This is a genomic window from Streptomyces sp. NPDC126503 (assembly GCF_040302405.1).
Classification (GTDB): Bacteria; Actinomycetota; Actinomycetes; order Streptomycetales; family Streptomycetaceae; genus Streptomyces; species Streptomyces gulbargensis.
The window spans coordinates 84863-103507 of record NZ_JBEORS010000004.1 but is presented as its reverse complement, the minus strand read 5'-3'; the positions used below and the strand labels follow the sequence as shown (position 1 = coordinate 103507).

General features: G+C 75.1%; 13 protein-coding genes. 8 read left to right on the top strand and 5 right to left on the bottom strand.

The window, feature by feature from the left end; translation table 11 throughout:
* The first annotated feature begins 12 nt into the window (after nucleotides 1-12).
* Nucleotides 13-726 carry an antibiotic biosynthesis monooxygenase gene (locus tag ABTY40_RS07435; RefSeq protein WP_352058637.1) on the top strand — a complete coding sequence of 238 codons (714 nt, stop codon included), beginning with the start codon at nucleotides 13-15 and terminating at the stop codon, nucleotides 724-726.
* 57 nt (nucleotides 727-783) lie between these two features.
* Here ABTY40_RS07435 and ABTY40_RS07430 read toward each other — a convergent pair whose 3' ends face one another.
* Nucleotides 784-2619, bottom strand: coding sequence for a DUF8508 domain-containing protein (locus tag ABTY40_RS07430; RefSeq protein WP_352058636.1), 1836 nt, complete (start codon nucleotides 2617-2619; stop codon nucleotides 784-786).
* A gap of 219 nt (nucleotides 2620-2838) precedes the next feature.
* Between ABTY40_RS07430 and ABTY40_RS07425 the strand changes: the two genes are divergently transcribed.
* The 4 genes from ABTY40_RS07425 (at nucleotide 2839) to ABTY40_RS07410 (ending at nucleotide 7937) form a co-directional block, all read left to right on the top strand.
* On the top strand, nucleotides 2839-4308 hold the full coding sequence (locus ABTY40_RS07425; protein ID WP_352058635.1) for a hypothetical protein: 1470 nt from the start codon (nucleotides 2839-2841) through the stop codon (nucleotides 4306-4308).
* A gap of 125 nt (nucleotides 4309-4433) precedes the next feature.
* A complete protein-coding gene (locus ABTY40_RS07420; protein ID WP_352058634.1) occupies nucleotides 4434-5876 on the top strand; it encodes an alkaline phosphatase PhoX in 1443 nt (480 codons plus the stop codon).
* A gap of 67 nt (nucleotides 5877-5943) precedes the next feature.
* On the top strand, nucleotides 5944-6636 hold the full coding sequence (locus ABTY40_RS07415; protein WP_352058633.1) for a GntR family transcriptional regulator: 693 nt from the start codon (nucleotides 5944-5946) through the stop codon (nucleotides 6634-6636).
* A gap of 281 nt (nucleotides 6637-6917) precedes the next feature.
* Nucleotides 6918-7937 carry a 1-aminocyclopropane-1-carboxylate deaminase gene (locus ABTY40_RS07410; protein ID WP_352058632.1) on the top strand — a complete coding sequence of 340 codons (1020 nt, stop codon included), beginning with the start codon at nucleotides 6918-6920 and terminating at the stop codon, nucleotides 7935-7937.
* Between the two features lie 32 nt (nucleotides 7938-7969).
* On the opposite strand, the gene ABTY40_RS07405 is transcribed toward ABTY40_RS07410, so the two are convergent.
* Nucleotides 7970-9199, bottom strand: coding sequence for a TerD family protein (locus tag ABTY40_RS07405; protein ID WP_352058631.1), 1230 nt, complete (start codon nucleotides 9197-9199; stop codon nucleotides 7970-7972).
* Between the two features lie 150 nt (nucleotides 9200-9349).
* Here ABTY40_RS07405 and ABTY40_RS07400 point away from each other — a divergent pair, with 150 nt between their 5' ends.
* Complete coding sequence (locus tag ABTY40_RS07400; RefSeq protein ID WP_352058630.1) at nucleotides 9350-10327, top strand: AraC family transcriptional regulator; 978 nt, start codon at nucleotides 9350-9352, stop codon at nucleotides 10325-10327.
* A 216-nt stretch (nucleotides 10328-10543) separates the two neighbouring features.
* Here the strand turns inward: ABTY40_RS07400 and ABTY40_RS07395 are convergent, their stop codons facing one another.
* Complete coding sequence (locus ABTY40_RS07395; protein WP_352058629.1) at nucleotides 10544-11353, bottom strand: NAD-dependent epimerase/dehydratase family protein; 810 nt, start codon at nucleotides 11351-11353, stop codon at nucleotides 10544-10546.
* A 268-nt stretch (nucleotides 11354-11621) separates the two neighbouring features.
* Here ABTY40_RS07395 and ABTY40_RS07390 point away from each other — a divergent pair, with 268 nt between their 5' ends.
* Both ABTY40_RS07390 and ABTY40_RS07385 read left to right on the top strand, forming a co-directional pair.
* The gene (locus tag ABTY40_RS07390; protein WP_352058628.1) at nucleotides 11622-12554 is read left to right on the top strand and encodes a 5-dehydro-4-deoxyglucarate dehydratase; all 933 of its coding nucleotides are present in this window, start codon (nucleotides 11622-11624) and stop codon (nucleotides 12552-12554) included.
* Nucleotides 12551-13687, top strand: a complete 1137-nt coding sequence (locus tag ABTY40_RS07385) for a hypothetical protein (RefSeq protein ID WP_352058627.1) — start codon at nucleotides 12551-12553, stop codon at nucleotides 13685-13687. Before ABTY40_RS07390 ends, ABTY40_RS07385 begins: the two co-directional genes overlap by 4 nt.
* 55 nt (nucleotides 13688-13742) lie before the next feature.
* Here the strand turns inward: ABTY40_RS07385 and ABTY40_RS07380 are convergent, their stop codons facing one another.
* Together ABTY40_RS07380 and ABTY40_RS07375 are read right to left on the bottom strand one after the other, a co-directional pair.
* Nucleotides 13743-16541, bottom strand: a complete 2799-nt coding sequence (locus ABTY40_RS07380; protein ID WP_352058626.1) for a SpoIIE family protein phosphatase — start codon at nucleotides 16539-16541, stop codon at nucleotides 13743-13745.
* Entirely contained in the window at nucleotides 16538-18631 is a 2094-nt protein-coding gene (locus ABTY40_RS07375; RefSeq protein WP_352058625.1) for a SpoIIE family protein phosphatase, read from the bottom strand. The genes ABTY40_RS07380 and ABTY40_RS07375 overlap by 4 nt, the downstream gene beginning before the upstream one ends.
* Between the last annotated feature and the right edge of the window lie 14 nt (nucleotides 18632-18645).

Genomic DNA, 18645 nt, shown 5'->3' with positions numbered 1-18645 from the left:
CGAGGAGACCCCGTGAACACCGTCGCGCACCCCCACGCCCGCCCCGACCTGACCCGCCCCGGCACCGGCCGGGTCCTGGTGAGCACCTGGAGGGTCGGCACCCCCGAACGGCAGCGCGCCGCCGTCGAGGCGATCCGCACCGCCTGGGAGAGCCGGCCGTGGCCCGACCCGCGCCTGCTGTCGTACAGCGTCCACACCGGCACCGACGGGGACACGCTGCTGCACCACTCGCAGTGGACCGACGAGCAGGCCTACCACGACTTCGTGCGCACCCACCGGGACGGCCGGAACGCCGAGATCGACGCGGCCGTGCCGGGGATCGAACGGGTCGTGCTCCACCACTACGCGCCCCCCTACCGCTCCGTCCCGCTCGACCCGGCGAGCGCGGGGGCCGTGCCCGGGGTCCTGGTGGCCGTGGAGGCGGAGTTCGCGGGCGCCGACGCCGCACGGCAGCGGGCCTGGGTGGACGCCGTGTGCGCGGCCCTGGCCGACGACGCGGGGAAGCGGCCGGCCCACGGCGGGATCGGCGCCCACTTCCACCTCTCCGCCGACGGCACCCGGGTCCTCAACCTCGCCGAGTGGGCGAGCGGGCGGGCGCACGAGGACTGGCTGTCCGGCGAGGGACCGCTCGGCGAGGCCTGGACGGCGGTCCACCGCCACCCCGGCCTCACCGGCAGCCGGGTGCGCCGGTACGCGCCCGCGCTCAGCCTGAGCCCGGGCGCGTAGCGGGCCGCCGCCATGACGGGCGGCGGCCCGGCCCCGGCATGTGCCGGGGTGCCGCCGCTACGGGCGGAAGCGCAGCACCTGCGGGTCGTGGTCGCTGTCCTGCTCCGCGAACTCGGCGTTGATGTGCACGCTGTCGTAGGTGAAGTGGTGCACGCCCGGGCTGGTCAGGATCTGGTCGAGGACCTGGCTGTTGCCCTGGAAGACGTACGAGTAGCGCTCCGGGCGGGGCAGCGACTTCACCGCCGGGTACAGCACCCCGCCCTCCGTGAGGGCCTCGGTCGTCGCGGAGAACTCGAAGTCGTTGATGTCACCGACGACGAGGACGTCGGCCTGCTTCTCCAGCGCCACGATGTCCTTGACGAAGGCGTTGACCGCCTGCGCCTGGAGCAGCCGCTTCGCCTCGGAGGGGCGGTTCGGCGGCTGGCGGTGCGACGTCAGGGACTCGTCGCCGCCCTTCGAGCCGAAGTGGTTGGCGATCACGAAGACCGTGCGGCCGCGGAAGACGAACTCGCCCGCGAGCGGCTTGCGGCTGTTGTCCCAGGCCGCGTTCGCCGGGTCGATCCGGCCCGGCGAGACCGACAGGGCCGCGCGGCCCTTCGTCCCGGTCACGGTGGTCGGGGTGGTGGCGTCGCCGCCCGCGCGGTCCGTGAAGGAGACCCGCTCGGGGTTGAAGAGGAAGACCTGACGGATGTTGCCGCCGGGCTCGCCGCCGTCCTTGTTGTTCTGCGGGTCCACCGAGCGCCACTCGTACGCCGGGCCGCCGGCCGCCACGATCGCGTCCGTGAACTTCTTCAGCGTCAGACCGGCCGTCACCGTGCCGTCGTTCTTGGCGCCGTTGTCGTCCTGGATCTCCTCCAGGGCCAGGATGTCCGGCGAGGCGAGGTTCTTCACGACGGCCTTCGCCAGCGCGTCGAACTTCTCCTGCGGGTCGGTCGGGTCCAGGTTCTCGACGTTGTACGTCGCCACGGCCAGCTCGTTCTTGTGCTGCTTCGCCGTGGTCTCGCGCTCCAGACCGCTGTCCTCGACCGTGCCGAGGGTGCGGGCCGTCAGGGTGTAGCCCCCGTACTGGTTGAAGTCGAGCGGGCCCTCGGTGGTGCCGGTCAGCCAGTCGCCCACGTTCGCCTTCGGGAAGGGCTGCTGGGCGAGCGGGGTCAGCGACTGGATCTGGATCCGGCCGGTGTTCTGCGCGGTGTACGAGCCGTAGACCGTGCCGCCGCGCGCGTTGCGGTTCTCCCACGGCTTCACCGTCACCCACAGCTCCGCGTGCGGGTCGGTCGCGCCGACCACCCGCGAGGAGCCGACGCGGACGTTGGTGCCCTCCAGGGACTCGTAGTAGTCCAGGGCGTACGTCTCCGGGTCCAGCGTCAGGCCGTTGACCGAGCCGCCCGCGGCCGGGTCGCCCGCCGGTGCGTAGGCGTCCGGGACGGACCAGGGGGCGATCGTCACCGGGGCCGGGACCGGGTTGCCCTTCGACACCACGGTGACCGAGGGCCGGGAGATCTGGGTGAGGGACTGGTTGCCCGAGTTCAGGCCGCCGGGGACGTACTCGGTGACCGTGCCGTTCACCCGGACGGCGTCGCCGACCGCGACGGTCGGGACGGAGCTGGTGAAGACGAAGATGCCCTCGCTCGTCGCCGGGTCCGCGTCCGCCTCGGGGTCCTGCATCCAGAAGCCGCGCGAGCCGTACGTACGGACGCCGGTGACGACGCCCGTGACGCCCGTGACCTGCTTGCCCGCGTACGGCGACAGACGGGTGGTGCCCTGGATGTCGTGGACGCGGACGGTGGCGGCGTCCTCCGCGACGGCGCTCGACGAACCGGCGAGCAGCCCGGCGGCGAGGGCGGCCGCCACGACCGCGGAGACGGCGGCGGATCTCGGTATGGAGGAAGACATGAAAGGGCTCCGAGGGTGCTTGGAGAAAAGACAAAGGGGTTCTACGCGCGTCAATCTCTTGGCTGGAAGGTGCACTTGTCAAGAGTCGACGGGTGTACGAAGGGCGACGGGCCGGTGAACCGGCGGACACCGTCCCGGATGCGTCTACGCTGAGGACCGCCCGCGCCGCGCGGGCCCGTCCCGTCATCCCATCCCGTACGCGTCGAGGAGACCTTCCCCATGGCAGCGGACCACCCCACCCTTCCCCCCGTTCGGCTGCCCTCGGACGCGGAGCTGGCGCGGGACGCCCTGGCCGCCCCCCTCCTCGCCCACGCGGTACGCCTCGCCCGCTGGGCCGGGCCCGCCACCCGCGTCGGCGCGGGCGGCGAGCTCGCCGACGAGCAGCTCCCCGAGGCCGTCGAGGTCCTCGGCATCGCGGACGAGGAGGACGCCGAACTCCTCGCCGGGGACGCCTGGCGGCTCGCCGTCGACACCGGCCTCGTGGACATCGAGGAGGACGGGGACGCCGAGGACACCGACACCCCCGGCAGGGCCGCGCCCGGCGAGAACCTGGCGGTCGTCACCGGCGGCTCCCCGCAGGACGTCCTCGCGCTCTGGCTGGACGGCTTCGACGCCGTCTTCTCCGACGCCGTCGTCCCCGTCGTGGACGACCTGGAGGAGATGCTCGGCGAGGACGGGGCCGTCGACTTCGCGTCGCTCGACTGGGACCCCGACGCCGAGACCGAGTTCCTGGAGGGCGTGCTCGGCAACCTCTACCTGCTGACCGTCAGCGAGGGCGGACCGGGCGAGGGCCCGGTCCCGCTGCCCGCGCTCGCCGCCTCCATGGTCGTCCCCGACGACATGGGCGAACCCACCGACGACGTCCTGGAGCGGGTCTCCGACGCGATGATGCGCCTGGACGAGCAGTTCCGGCTGCTCGAACCCATCGGGCTCGTCGACTACCGGCCCGTGGACGAGGCCCTCATGGCCGAGGAGGGCGAGGAGCCCGCGCCGCCGGTGGACGAGGAGGACGTCACCCGGTACGGCATGGTCCGGCTCACCCCGCTCGGTCTGTACGGCGTGCGGGCCCGGATGCTGGAGGCCGGCGTGGACGCGCCCGCCGTCGGCGACCTGGCCGGCAAGGGCGCCGACGTCCTCCTCGACGGCATCACCGGCTACCCGGAGGCCGCCGCCCGCGCCGAGACCACCGCCTGGCTGGCCGGGCGCGCCCCCGTGGCCGCCGCCCGCGAACTCCTCGCCGCCGCCCGGGGCACCGACCCGGCCTCGCCGCTGCGGCGCCTCCACTGCCAGCAGGCGCTCGCCCTCGTCGGCCCGGAGGCGGAGCCGGCCGTCCGGGAGGTCCTGGACGACGCCCAGCTCGGCGGCCTCGCCCGGGTCTGGCTCGCCGAGCGCGGCGCGGGGGACGTGCCGGCACCCCCGGAGTCCATGATCTTCTGGCTGGCGATCGACACGATCGCGGCGCAGCTGGACGCGGACGGCGACCTCGCGGAGGTCCAGGAACTCGTCGAGGGGCTGACGGGCCGCCACAGCGGCTTCTTCGAGGCGGCCTGGCGGGTCGAGCACCCGGCGACGGCCGAGGTCCTGGAGGCGATGGGCCGCCTGCACCGGGACAAGGGCGCGGCGAAGGAGGCCCGCAAGGCCGCCTTCAAGGCCCGCTCGCGCACGGGCGGGCAGAGCGCCGGAGCCTGAGCGGGCGGGGACCCCCGGGGTCCGACGGCGCGTGGGGCGGGCGTTCCGGTGGAGTTCAGACGGAGTTCGCGCGGGCCCGGAAGGGTGGCGCGCGACACCGGACACCACAGGGGAGCGCGCACACCATGGCCCTCAACCGCAGAGACTTCACCCGGCGGTCCGCCGGCGCCGGGGCGGGACTCGTCCTCACCGGCGCCGTCGGGGCGCTGGCCACCGCCCCCGAGGCACTGGCCGCCGACGAGCCGGACGGTCACGGGACCGGCCGCGAAGAGGACGACGGCAAGGGGCACGCCCACCGGCTCGGCTACGGGCCGCTCGTCGCCGACCCGGACGGCCTGCTCGCGCTGCCCGAGGGCTTCACCTACCGGATCCTCACCCGCAGCGGCGTCACCCGCCTGGAGAGCGGCGAGTTCACGCCCTCGAACCACGACGGCACCGCCGCCTTCGCGGGCCCGCGCGGCACGACGTACCTGGTCAACAACCACGAGCTCAAGGGCCCGCGCTCCCGGTGGACCCACCCCGTCCCGCTCACCGACGGCCTCGTCTACGACCCCGCCGCGGCGGGCGGCTGCACCGTCGTCGAGGTCCACCGCGACGGAACCGTCGCCGAGTGGGTCGGCATCGCCGGCACCTCCACCAACTGCGCCGGCGGGCGCACCGCCTGGGGCACCTGGCTCACCTGCGAGGAGAACTCCGACCTCGCCGGCGTCAACGGCATGACCAGGGACCACGGGTACGTCTTCGAGGTCGACCCGTACGACCGCCGGGCCAACCGCGACCCGCGGCCGGTCAAGGCCTTCGGACGCTACGACCACGAGGCCGTCGTCATCGACCCCCGGCGCGGCCACGCCTACCTCACCGAGGACGCCGCCAAGCCCAACGGCCTCCTCTTCCGCTGGGTGCCGCCGCGCGGCTTCGAGCACGGGCGCGGGAAGCTGCGCACCCTCGCCGACGACGCCGGCGTGCTCCAGGCCTTCCGGTGCATCGACTCCCGGGGCCGGTTCGTCGACGACCTCTCGCGAGCCACCCGGATCGGCACGGTCTACGGCGTGGACTGGGTCGACGTGCCCGACCGGGACGCCCGCACCACCCCCGTCCGCGAGCAGTTCGGCCCGCACGAGGTGACCCGCGCCCGCAAGCTGGAGGGCATGTGGTGGGCCGACGGCGGCGCGTACGTCGTCTCCTCCTACGCGCGGCAGGAGTCCCCGGGCGCCTCCCACGACGGCCAGGTCTGGTTCTACGACCCCAAGCGCCGCACCCTCACCCTCAAGGTGCTGCTCGGCGTGAACGCCGCCCCCGACGAGGACGGCGCCTACGACGGCCCGGACAACATCACCGTCTCGCCGTACGGCGGACTCGTCATCGCCGAGGACGGCGAGGGCGTCCAGCACCTCTTCGGCGCCACCGGGTCGGGCCGCACCTACCCGATCGCCCGCAACGACCTCAACGACAGCGAGTTCACCGGCGTCGTCTTCTCGCCCGACGGCGCGACCCTCTTCGCCTGCGTCCAGAATCCGGGCATCATGGTGGCGATCACCGGCCCCTGGCGGCGCCAGCCGCGCCGCTGAACGACCGCCCGGACCAGGGACGTTGGACCCTGGCCAGTCCATGGACCGACATCTAACATGTCAGTCCATGGACGCACTGCGGCCCGTGGGCCGGACCCTGCTGCGCGACCGGGCGTACGAGTCCCTGCGCGAGGCCATCGTGCGCGGCGACCTCGCCCCGGGCGCCCCGCTCAAGGACGCCGACCTCGCCGAACGGCTCGGGCTCTCGCGCGCTCCCGTACGCGACGCCCTGGCCCGGCTCTGCGACGAGGGGCTCGTCGAGACCAAGCCGCAGAGCTACACCCGGGTCACCCGGCCGGTCAGCCGGATCGTGCGCGACGCCGCCTCGGTGGTGCGGGTGATGCACGAACTCGCCGCCAGGACCGGCGTGCCGCTCCTCGGCCCCGAAGGCATCCGGACCATGCGCGAGGCCAACGAGCGGTTCGCCGCCGCCGTCCGGGACTCGGACGTCGAGGCCGCCCTGGACGCCGACGACGCCCTCCACCAGGTCCTCGTCGTCGCCAGCGGCAACCACGCGGCCGCCGCCACCATCGCCCGCTACACCCCGCTGATCCGGCGCGTCGAACGGCGCCTCTTCGGCGACGCGGGCAGCTGCGGCTCCGCCGAGCTGCACACACGCCTCATCGACGCCTGTGAGGCGGGCGACGCGGAGGCCGCGGTGCGGGTCACCACCGAGATCTGGGCGGCCCTGGAACAGCTCGCGGACGAGGCCACCGAGGTGGCCGACGTCACCGGCATCCCCGCGCCCGCCGCGCCGTAGGCCACCGCCCGAGCCCGGGGCGCCGCCCGGCCGCCCGCTCCGCGCCCGGAGCCGTACCCCCGCCGGCCGGCACCGCGTCCGGCCGCCGGGCGGCGCCGCCGGGGCCGTACCCCTCAGGCCTCCCCGGCCCGCCGGAGCGGTACGCCGTCCCTACGGCCCGTCTGATCCGTCCCACCCTTCACCTGTCCCACAGTCCCGCCCCGCCGCCGGAACCCGGAACCCCCCGTCCCCCGCGCCCGGGAACCCGTCCGCGGCCGTCCCTCCACTCCCCGGGAGACCCCGTGCCGATCACCGACTTCGACCGCTACCCGCTCCTCTTCGGGCCCTCGCCGGTCCACTCCCTCGACCGGCTCACCCACCACCTCGGCGGGGCGACGCTGTGGGCCAAGCGGGAGGACTGCAACTCCCCGATCGCCTACGGCGGCAACAAGACCCGCAAGCTGGAGTACCTCGTCGCCGACGCCCTGGCCCGGGGCTGCGACACCCTGGTCTCCATCGGCGGCGTGCAGTCCAACCACACCCGCCAGGTCGCCGCCGTCGCCGCCCGCGCCGGACTGTCGTGCGTCCTCGTCCAGGAGAGCTGGGTCGACTGGCCCGACGCCGTCTACGACAAGGTCGGCAACATCCTGATCAGCCGCCTCGCGGGCGCCGACGTGCGCCTGGTCAGGGCCGGCTTCGGCATCGGGGTCAAGGAGAGCTGGGAGCGGGCGCTCGCGGAGGTCGAGGAGGCCGGCGGGAAGCCGTACGCGATCCCGGCCGGCGCCTCCGACCATCCCCTCGGCGGCCTCGGCTTCGCCCGGTGGGCCTACGAGGTGGCCGAGCAGGAACGGGAACTCGGCGTCTTCTTCGACACGGTGGTCGTCTGCTCGGTCACCGGCTCCACCCAGGCCGGCATGGTCGCCGGCTTCGCCGCGCTCGCCGAGGAGGGCGGCCCGGCCCGCCGGATCATCGGCATCGACGCCTCCGCCGAGCCCGCCGCCACCCGCGAGCAGATCACCCGGATCGCCCGGGGCACCGCCGCCCTCATCGGCGTCGAACGCGAGGTGACGGCCGCCGACGTGGAACTCGACGAGCGGTACCACGCGGGCGTGTACGGCGTCCCGGACGAGGCCACCCTCGACGCGATGCGGCTGGCCGCCCGCACCGAGGGGATGGTCACCGACCCCGTCTACGAGGGGAAGTCGATGGCGGGCCTGATCGACCTGGTGGAGCGCGGGGAGATCGGCCGGGACTCGACCGTGCTCTACGCCCACCTCGGCGGCCAGCCCGCCCTCAACGCCTACAGCGCCCTGTTCGCGTAGGGGAACGTCACCCGGCCGCCCGGCCCGCCCCCTCAGAGGGACTGGGCGGCCGGCTTCACCATGCCCCGCACCGTGCGGGACTTCACGAACTCGCCCATCGCCGTCATCTCCCACTCGCCGGAGAACTGCTTGATGAGCTTGGCCATCATGACGCCGGTCTGCGGCTCGGCCGTGGTCAGGTCGAAGCGGACCAGCTCCTCGCCGGTGGCCGCGTCCATGAGACGGCAGTAGGCCTTGGCGACCTCGGTGAACTTCTGGCCGGAGAAGGAGTTCACGGTGAAGACCAGGCCGGTGGCCTCGGCGGGGAGGCGGCCCAGGTCGACCACGATCACCTCGTCGTCGCCCGCGCCCTCGCCGGTGAGGTTGTCGCCGGAGTGCTTGATCGCCCCGTTCAGGATGGACAGCCTGCCGAAGTAACAGCTGTCCAGGTGGTTGCGCTGCGGCCCGTACGCGATGACGGAGGCGTCCAGGTCGATGTCCCTGCCCCGGTAGGCGGGCTCCCAGCCGAGGCCCATCTTGACCTGGGAGAGCAGCGGGCGGCCGCCCTTGACCAGGGAGACGGTCTGGTTCTTCTGGAGGTTGACCCGGCCCTTGTCCAGGTTGATCTTGCCGGTGGCGGCGGGGGCCGCCGGGGGAGCGGCCGGGGCCGGGGGAGCGGGGGCGGTGACCCGCGGGTCCACCGGGGGAGCCGCCGGCGGGGCGGGCGGCGCCGGTGGGGCGGCCGGGGTGACGGGGGCCGCGGCCGGAGCGGCGGCCGGCTCCTCGTCCACGCTGACACCGAAGTCGGTCGCGATGCCGGCGAGCCCGTCGGCGTACCCCTGGCCCACGGCGCGGGCCTTCCAGGCACCGTTGCGCAGGTAGACCTCGACGACGACCAGGGCCGTCTCCGTGCCCAGGCGGGGCGGGGTGAAGGTGGCGAGCACGGTGCCGTCGTCGGCGTTGCGCAGGGTGGCCGTGGGCTCGATGCCCTGGAAGGTCTGGCCGGCGGCGTCCGGGCTGGCGGTGACGACCACCCGCTCGACGCCGGCGGGCAGGGCGCCGGTGTCCACCAGGATCGCGTCGGGGGCGGTGCCGCCGCCGCCCCGGTAGGTGACACCGGGGCCGGAGGGCTGGTTGTAGAAGATGAAGTCGTCGTCCGAGCGCACCTTGCCGTCGGCGCCGAGCAGCAGGCCCGAGACGTCGAGCCGGACGGGCGCGGCGACGTCCACCGCCACGCGCACGGCGGTGAGAGGAATGTTCGAGCCGGGGGTCATAGCGGTCATGTGAGGGCTAACGATCCGGACGCCTTTGCCGTTCCCTTACCTTCGCCGTTTTCGGCCACCCCGGTGACGGCCGGCCGTGGCCGGGGCCGGGCCGTCGCGGGCATCCCGCCGTTCCCGGTCAGGTCCGTCATATGAATATTCTTTCGGACTGTGGGTGCTGTGGGTGGGAGCTCTTTTCGGACACGCGACGTCGACGAGGCGCGCCAGGAACTCGACGCGCGCTACTACGTCAGCCGGATGGCGGTCGTCGAACGGGACCGGCGCCCTTTCGCCGCGCGTTTCGACACCGTGGCGCTGGGGCCGCTGGTCATCGGCGACCTCAGCTGCGGGGCCGACGTGCGCATGAGCTTCGGCGAACTGGGGGCGTACCACGTCAACGCGCCGCTGAGCGGGCGGATGGAGATGCGCCAGGGCGGGGCGGGCCCGATCGTCGCCACCACCACCGAGGCGCTGCTCCTCGACCCGGCCGGCGACACCTTCCTGGACCGCTGGACCGGGGACTGCCGGACCCTGTCGGTGAAGGTCGGCGCGGCCGAACTCCGCGACCGCCTGGAGCGGCTGCTCGGCACCCCGCCGCGCGGTGCGCTCACCTTCGCGCCCCGCCTGGACATCTCGCGCGGCCCCGGCCTCAGCTGGGTGCGCCTCGCCCGCCAGGTGGCCTACGAGGCGCTCGCGGGCGACGGCCTGGCCCGGCACGAGCTGGTGGCGCGCCCCTTGCAGGAGGCGCTGCTCAACGGGCTGCTGCTGGCCGCCGAGCACCCCTGGCGCGAAGCCCTGGCCCACCCGGGCGAGCCGCGCCGCCCGGCCCCGGTCAAGCGCGCCATGGACGCGGTGCGCGAGCGCCCCGAACACCCGTTCACGACCACCGAACTCGCCGCGCTCGCCCGGGTGAGCGTGCGCCGGCTCCAGGAGTCGTTCCGGGAGTACGTGGGGATGTCCCCGATGGCGTACGTACGGGAGGTCCGGCTCGACCGGGTGCGGGAGGAGCTGCGGGCGGCGGCGCCCGACGAGGTGAGCGTGGGCGAGGTGGCCTGGCGCTGGGGCTTCACGCACCAGGGCCGGTTCGCCGCCCGCTACCGCGAGAAGTTCGGTGAGCCGCCGTCCCGGACCCTGCGCGCGGGGCGCTGATCCAGGAGGTGTGCGCCCCGGCGTGCGCGCCCGCGCACCCACCGGTCGCGTTATCCGGACAGGGGCCGCGTTCCGGGGATCGCGATGATCTTCGCGGGCGCCTACCGTGAGCGGGTCCGGTCTGCCAGCGCGACCGTGACCCGGGCCCCGGCCGGATCCCCCCGTATCGTCCGGCCGGGCCTGAGTAACCACCGCCGCGCGGGCCGCGCGCCGGGCTCAGTGCGGCCAGCGCGGCGGGTTCACGCAGAAGTGGCCGCCCAGGTACAGGTCGTCGGCGCTCCCGGGTTCGGGCAGGCCCTTCTCGGCGATCAGCTTCCCGGCGAACTCCTCGGAGTCGTCCCGCGGCGCGTAGCCGAGCGCCCGGGCGGTGGAGAGGTCCCACCAGGTGCGGGTGTTGGCCGAGGAGCCGTACACCACCGTGTGGCCGACGCCCTCGGCGGTGAGCGCCGCGTGCAGCAGCCGGGCACAGTCGGCGGGGCTCAGCCACATGGAGAGCATGCGGACCGAGGTGGGTTCGGGGAAGCAGGAGCCGATGCGGACGGAGACCGTCTCCACGCCGTGGAGGTCCCAGTAGAGCTGGGCCAGGTCCTCGCCGAAGCACTTGGAGAGGCCGTAGAAGGTGTCGGGCCGGTGCGGGGTGTCCACGGGGACGGGCGGCTCGCCCTCGCGCGGGCGCCGGGTGAAGCCGACGGCGTGGTTGCTGGAGGCGAAGACGACGCGCGGCACGCCCTCCTCGCGGACGGCCTCGTAGAGGTGGTGGAGGCCGGTGATGTTGGCGGCCACGATCTTCTCGAACTCGGCCTCCAGGGAGATGCCGGCGAGGTGCACGACCGCGTCGGCGCCGCGGACCGCCTCGCGCAGGGCCGCGCGGTCCGCGAGGTCGGCGACGATCGCGTCCGGGGCGCCGGGGACGGGGACGGCGTCGAGGAGGCGGAGCTCGTATCCGTACGCGGGCAGCAGCTCCCGCATCAGCGTGCCGACGCCGCCGGCGGCGCCGGTGAGCAGGAGGGTGCGGGGTGCGGGCATGGAGCGGTCTCCTCCGTCGAGCGGCCGTGGGACGGGTGCGCCGGAAGGCCGGTGAGCGGCCGTGCGCGGATGAAAGGGCGTCATTCTGAGCGCCATTCACATCCATGGACACGCTAGGGAGCGGGCCGACAGGGCGTCAAGACTCCGCGATACGGCGGGTTCGCTCCTTGACCGGCCGATCGGGGCTGTTCTAGCGTGCGGGAGGTCAGCGTTCATGCATATGGATGACAGTCATAAACGTGCACGACGGACTTCTCTGGGAGCGCCCGTGACCACTGCCCCGCTCGCCGACCGGCTCGACGGCCTGCTGTTCTTCCCCGTCACCGCCTTCGGACCGGACGGCTCCGTCGACCTCGACACCTTCCGGGCCCACGTCCGGGCCGGTGTCGAGGCGGGCGCCGCCGCCGTGTTCGCCTGCTGCGGCACCGGCGAGTTCCACGCCCTCACCCCGGAGGAGTTCCACGTCTGCGTCGCCGCCGCCGTCGAGGAGACCGCGGGCCGCGTCCCCGTCGTCGCCGGCACCGGCTACGGCACCGCCCTCGCGATCCGCTACGCCCGGCTCGCCGAGGAGGCCGGCGCCGACGGGCTCCTCGCCATGCCCCCGTACCTCGTCGTCCCCGACCAGGCCGGGCTGCTCCGCCACTACACCGAACTCGCCGCCGCCACCCCGCTCGACGTCATCGTCTACCAGCGGGACAACGCGGTCCTCACCCCCGCCACCGCCGTCGCCCTCGCCCGCACCGAAGGCGTCGTCGGCCTCAAGGACGGCCTCGGCGACCTCGACCTGATGCAGCGGATCGTCAGCGCCGTCCGCGCCGAGGGCCTGGACCTGCTCTACTTCAACGGGCTGCCGACCGCCGAACTCACCGGCCCCGCCTACCGGGCCCTCGGCGTCCGCCTCTACTCCTCCGCCGTCTTCTGCTTCGCCCCCGACCTCGCCCTCGCCTTCCACCGCGCCCTCGCCGCCGGTGACGAGCCCACCGTCCGCCGGCTCATCGACGGCTTCTACCGCCCCCTCGTCGAACTCCGCTCCCAGGGCCGCGGATACGCCGTCTCCCTCGTCAAGGCGGCCGTCCGGATGGGCGGCCTCGACGTCGGCCCCGTCCGGCCCCCGCTCAGCGAACCCGCCCCCGCCCACCTCGACGCCCTCGCCCGCCTCCTCGACGACGGCCGGGCCCTCCTGAAGGAGACCGGCGCGTGAGAACCGGAGCCTTCCTCTACCCCTGGGACGTGGACGGCGACCCCGCCGCCCCCGACCTCCTCGCCGGCCTCGGCCTGGAGCAGGTCACCCTCGCCGCCGCCTACCACTCCACCCGCGCCCTCAGCCCCCGCCACCCCGCCCACCGCGTCGTCACCGCCGAACACGCCGCCGTGCTCTACCCGCCGGACCCCGCCCGCTGGGCCGGCCGCGCCCTGCGCCCCTTCCCGGCCGGCGACTGGGCTTCCGGCGACGCCTACGGCCGGGCCGCCGAAGCCCTCGCCGCCACCGGCCTGGAGGTCCACAGCTGGGTCGTCCTCGCCCACAACTCCCGCCTCGGCGCCGCACACCCCGAGACCTCCGTCGTCAACGCCCACGGCGACCGCTACCCCTGGGCCCCCTGCATCGCCCGCCCCGACGTCCGCGCCCTGCTCGTCGGCCTCGCCGCCGAGGCCGCCGTCCGCCCCGGCGCGGCCGGCACCGAACTGGAGTCCTGCGGCTGGTACGGCCTCGCCCACCTCCACGCCCACGACAAGACCTCCGGCGTCGCCCTCGGCGGCGACCGCGAGCAGTACCTGCTGTCCCTCTGCTTCTGCCCCCACTGCCAGGAGGGGTACGCCACCGAGGGCGCCGACCCGGAGGAACTCGCCGCCGCCGTGCGCCGCGCCCTCGCCCCCGTCTGGGCCGGCACCGGCCCCGCGGGCGCCCTCGGCGACCTGGAAGCCCCCGCCCTCACCTGGCGTGCCCGGACCGCCCGCTCCTTCCAGGAGGCCGCCGTCGCCGCCGTACGGGCCGCCGCCCCGCCGGGCTTCCGCGTCCTCCTGCACGCCGACCCCGACCCGTACCGCTGCGGCGCCGACGCCGGCACCGACCCCGCCCACGTCCTGGGCCTCGCCGACGGGGTGGTCGCCCGCCCGCCGAAGGTCGCCGCCTTCGCCGCCCACGCCCGCCCCGGCACCGTCCTCGCCGCCAACCTCCCCGTCGTCACCGGCATGGGCGGCGCCCCCGCGCGGCTGGCGGCGGACGCCGGGCGGGCCCGGGCCGACGGCGCCACCGAACTCCGGCTCTACCACGCGGGACTCGCCTCCGACGAGGACCTCGCGGCCGTCCGCACCGCCCTGAGGGAACTCGGCTGATCCAACGGGCCCGGCCGCACGAGGCCGGGCCCGACGGCACCGGCCACGGCCCGCCTCACCAGGCCAGGTCCTCCAGCGCGTCCAGGTCGGGCGTCGGCACCTCCGGTTCGGCGCCCTGCGGCCCCACCGACAGCTCCGCCCAGATCGTCTTGCCCCGGCGCCCGTACCGGGTGCCCCACCGCTCCGCGTACTGCGCGACCAGGTACAGGCCCCGGCCGCCCTCGTCCGTCGTCGCCGCGTGCCGCAGGTGCGGGGAGGTACTGCTGCCGTCCGAGACCTCGCAGATCAGCCGCCGGTCGTACAGCAGCCGCACCCGCACCGGGTCCGCCCCGTACCGCACCGCGTTCGTGATCAGCTCGCTCAGGATCAGCTCCGCCGTGAACGCCAGGCCCTCCAGGCCCCAGTCGGCCAGCTTCTCCGCCGCCGCGTTCCGCACCGGCGACACCGCCGACGGGTCGCGGACCACGTCCCACTCCGCGATCCGCTCCCGGTCGAGCAGCCGGGTCCGCGCCACGAGAAGCGCGATGTCGTCCCGGGGCGCCGGGGACAGCAGGGTGGCCAGGACGTCCGCGCAGGTCTGCTCCGGGCTCCGGTCGGGGGAGGCCAGCGTCGACCCCAGCAGCCCGTACCCGGTGTCCAGGTCCCGGCCGTGGTCCTCCAGCAGACCGTCCGTGAAGAGCACCAGCTTGCTGCCTTCCGCCAGTCGCAGCTCCGTCGCCTCGAACGGCGCCTCCCCGAGCCCGAGCCCGAGCGGCAGCCCCGGCGCCAGCGCGGGGAACTCCACCCGCCCGTCCGGGCCCACCACCGCGGGACCCGGATGCCCCGCGCTCGCCATCGTGCAGAGCCCCGACGCCGGGTCGTAGATCGCGTACAGGCAGGTGGCGCCGGTGATGCCTTCCTCCCGCCGCCGGCCGTTCCCGCCCTCGGCCTCCGCAGCCCCCTGCTCGTCGATCCGCCCCGTCAACTCGTCCAGATGGCCCAGGAGTTCATCCGGCGGCACATCGAGGGTCGAGAAGTTGTGCACCGCCGTCCGCAGCCGCCCCATCGTCGCCGCCGCGTGCAGCCCGTGCCCCACCACGTCCCCCACCACCAGCGCCACCCGCGCCCCCGGCAGCGGGATCACGTCGAACCAGTCGCCACCCACCCCCGCCGTCGCCGGCAGATAGCGGTACGCCACCTCGACCGCGTTCTGCTCCGGCAGCACCCGCGGCAGCAGGCTCCGCTGCAGCGTCACCGCCATCGCGTGCTCGCGCGTGAACCGGCGGGCGTTGTCGATCGCCACCGCCGCCCGCGCCGCCAGCTCCTCCGCGAACGACAGATCCTCCTCCCCGTACGGCTCGGGGGTGTCCGCCCGCCAGAAGTTCGCCATCCCCAGCACCACCCCCCGGGCGAGCAGCGGCACCGTCAGCAGCGAGTGCATCCCGTACGCCAGCGCCTGCGCCGCCCCCTCCGGATCCTGCGCCCGCCAGCCCTCCGCCGACGCCAGCTCCGCCTCCACCACCGCGTGACCCGTCGCCAGGGCCCGCGCCATCGGCGTGCTCGGCACCTGGAACCGCACCATGTCCCCGACCGGCTGCAGCGGCTGCTCCGGCCGCAGCCCGCTCAGCGCCGTCCGCCGCATCTCCGCCGCGCCAGCCTCCGCGGGCGGCGGCTCCTCCCCGCGCAGCACCGGCTCCAGGAGCTCCACCGTCACGAAGTCCGCGAACCGCGGCACCGCGACCTCCGCCAGCTCCTCGGCCGTCCGCACCACCTCCAGGGTCGTCCCGATCCGCACCCCCGCCTCGTACAGCAGCTGGAGCCGCCCCCGCGCCACCGCCGCCCGGCCGGAGAGCGCGGCCAGCTCGGTGGTGTCCCGCATCGTCATCACGCTCCCCGAGGCGGTGCCGTCCGGGACCGTGGACCGCACGCTCACCGCGAGGAGCCGGTCACCCGCCCGGTGGACCTCGTCCGTCGCCGTCCGGCCCGACTCCAGGAGTTCGACCGTACGGGGATCCAGACCCAGCTCCGAGACGTGCCGCCCCTCCGCCTCCGCGCCCAGGCCCAGCAGCCGCCGCGCCTCGTCGTTCGCGAGCAGCAGCCGCCGGTCCGCCCCCACGATCAGGACGCCCTCGCGCACGGCGTGCAGCACCGCCTCGTGGTGCTCCTTCATCCGGGTCATCTCCGCCGGGCCCAGCCCGTGCGTCTGCCGCCGCAGCCGCCGGCTCACCAGCGCCGCCCCGCCCACCGCGAGCACCAGGGCGCCCGCCGCCGCACCCGCCAGCAGCGGCACCCGGCCCTCCACCGCCTCCGCGATGCTCTCCACCTCGATGCCGCTGGTGACCATGCCGACGATCCGGCCCCGGTCGTCCTCGATGGGCACCACGGCCCGCACCGCGTCGTTCGGCGCGCCCCGGAACAGTTCCGTGAACGACTCCCCGTCCACCGACGCCCGGGTCAGGTCCCCGGTGGCCATGCGGCCGATCAGCGACGGGTCCGAGTCCGTGTACCGGCGCCCCGCGGTGTCGAGGACCGCGATGAAGTCGACCCCGGTGGCCAGCCGCGTCCGCTCCGCCCGCTCCTGGAGCACCGTCGTCGGATCGGGCGAGGTCACCGCCTCGTCCACGCCGGGCGCCTTGGCGAAGGCCTCCGCGACCGCCAGCGAACGGATCCGGGCGTCCCGCTCGGTGTCCTGCCGGGCCTGGTGGAGCGTCACCAGCACCGCCGCCACGATCACCAGGAGCGCGATCAGCGCCTCCAGGGCGAAGACCTGCCCCGCCACGCTCCGCAGGCCCGTCCCGCGCTCCGGGCCCACGGGCCGGCGCGCACCCCGCCCCCGGCCCCGGCCGGCCGCGTGCCGGCGGGCCCGGCCGCTCATCCCGTGCTCCGGGCCACGAGCAGCGCCACGTCGTCCGGCGCGCCGGGCCGCCGCAGCGCCCGCAGCAGCCGGTCACAGGTCTCCTCCAGCGGCCCGCGCGACTCGTCGAGCAGCCGCACCAGCAGCGCGAGCCGTTCGTCGATGGCCGCGTCCCGGGTCTCGATCAGCCCGTCCGTGTAGAGGACCAGCAGGTCCCCGGGCAGGAAGGGCACGCGCGCCGTACGGAACACCCCGCCGCCCACCCCCAGCGGCAGGCCCGACGACACCCGTACCAGCTCGGCCGGACCGTCCGCCGGGACCCGGACGGGCGGCAGATGGCCCGCGTTCGCGATCCGCAGCCGCCCCCGGCGCGGATCGTGCACGGCGAAGAGGCAGGTGGCGATGTAGTGCTCCAGACCGGCGGTGATCCGGTCCAGGTGCCGCAGCACCTGCGCGGGGGAGAGGTCCAGGTCGGCGAAGGCGCAGGTGGCCGTCCGCAGCCGGCCCATCGTCGCCGCCGCGTCGATGCCGCTGCCCATCACGTCACCGACCACCAGGGCCGTCTTCTCGTCGGGCAGCTCGATCACGTCGTACCAGTCACCGCCCACCTCGCTCGACGCCTGCGCCGGCTGGTAGCGGACCGCCACCTCCAGGCCCGCCGGCTCCGGCGGCTTCCCGGGCAGCAGGCTGCGCTGGAGCGTCACCGCCGAGTTCCGCACGCTCTGGTACCAGCGCGCGTTGTCGATGCTGACCGCCGCCCGCGCGGCCAGCTCCGTCGCGAGCAGCACGTCGTCCCGGTCGAACGGCAGCGGGTTGCGGTCCCGCTTGAGGTCGAGCGCGCCGAGCACCTCGCCCCGCGCGATCAGCGGCACCGCCAGGTACGAATGGACCCCGGCCCGGGCCAGCCGCTCCGACGCCTGGGGGTCGCGGGCGATGCGGGGCAGGTCCTCGGGCCCCACCCGCTCCACCAGGACCGGCAGGCCCGTGTGCACGCACCGGGTGACCAGCCGGTCCTCCCCGTACATGGCCACCGCCCCCGGCGGGTCCGCCGCGGGCAGCGCCTCCGTCCGGTGCGCGGCCTTCACCGCCAGCGCCCGGAAGAGCGCGGGCCCCTGCTCGGGGGCGCCCGGCCGGCGCAGTGCCAACACCGAGTCGAGCACGTCGACGGCGGCGATGTCCGCCAGCTCCGGCACCACCACCCCGGCCAGCTCGTCGGCGGTCCGCTCCACCTCCAGGGTCGTGCCCACCCGGGCCGAGGCGTCCGCGACGAACGCCAGGCGCCGCCGGGACCGGTCCGCCTCGGCGTCCGCCCGGTGCCGCTCGGTCACGTCGATCACCGAGGCGGCCACCCCGAGGATCCGGCCCTCGGCCCCCTCCAGCCGGTAGAAGGAGACCGACCAGGCGCGCTCGCCCTCGTCCGGCGCGTTCGAGGCCCGCCCCACCACGGGGCGGTCGAGCAGCGGCGCGCCGGTGGCGAGCACCGTGCGCGCCGCTTCCTCCAGCGCCTCGGCCTCGGGCCACGGCATCAGGTCGCCGATCCGCCGCCCGATGTGCCGGGCGGCCGGCACGCCGTCGATCCGCTCCAGGGTCGGGTTCACCAGGACGTAGCGCAGGTCGGTGTCGAGCACGGCGAGCCCGATGGGGGACTGGGAGACCAGCCGGTCGGAGAGGGCGAGCTCGGTCTCCACGCGGGCGACGGCCGCCCGGTCGGCGGCGATGCCCAGCGCGTACAGATCGCCGAGGTCGTCGGTGAGCCGCATGTTGCGGAACTCCACGCGCCGGGTCGTGCCGTCCTTGTGCCGTACGGGAAAGGTGCCCGCCCAGGTGGAGCCCTCGGTGAGGACCTCGCGGAAGAGGCGGATCGCCTCGTCCCGGTGCTCGGGGCCGACGATCAGCCGGGCCGCGTAGTGCCCGAGGGCCTCGTCGGCGCGGTAGCCGAACAGCTCCTCGGCCTGCGGGCTCCACAGCACGATCCGGCCGCGGCCGTCCAGGACGACCGCCGCCACGCCGAGGACGTCGAGGAGCCCCCTGCCGTCGAAGGGCACGCCGGCCCTTCCTCCGAAGGGCGCACCGGCCCGGCCCTCCGTCCCCGGGAAGGAACCGGCCGTCACTGTGCCCTCCTCCC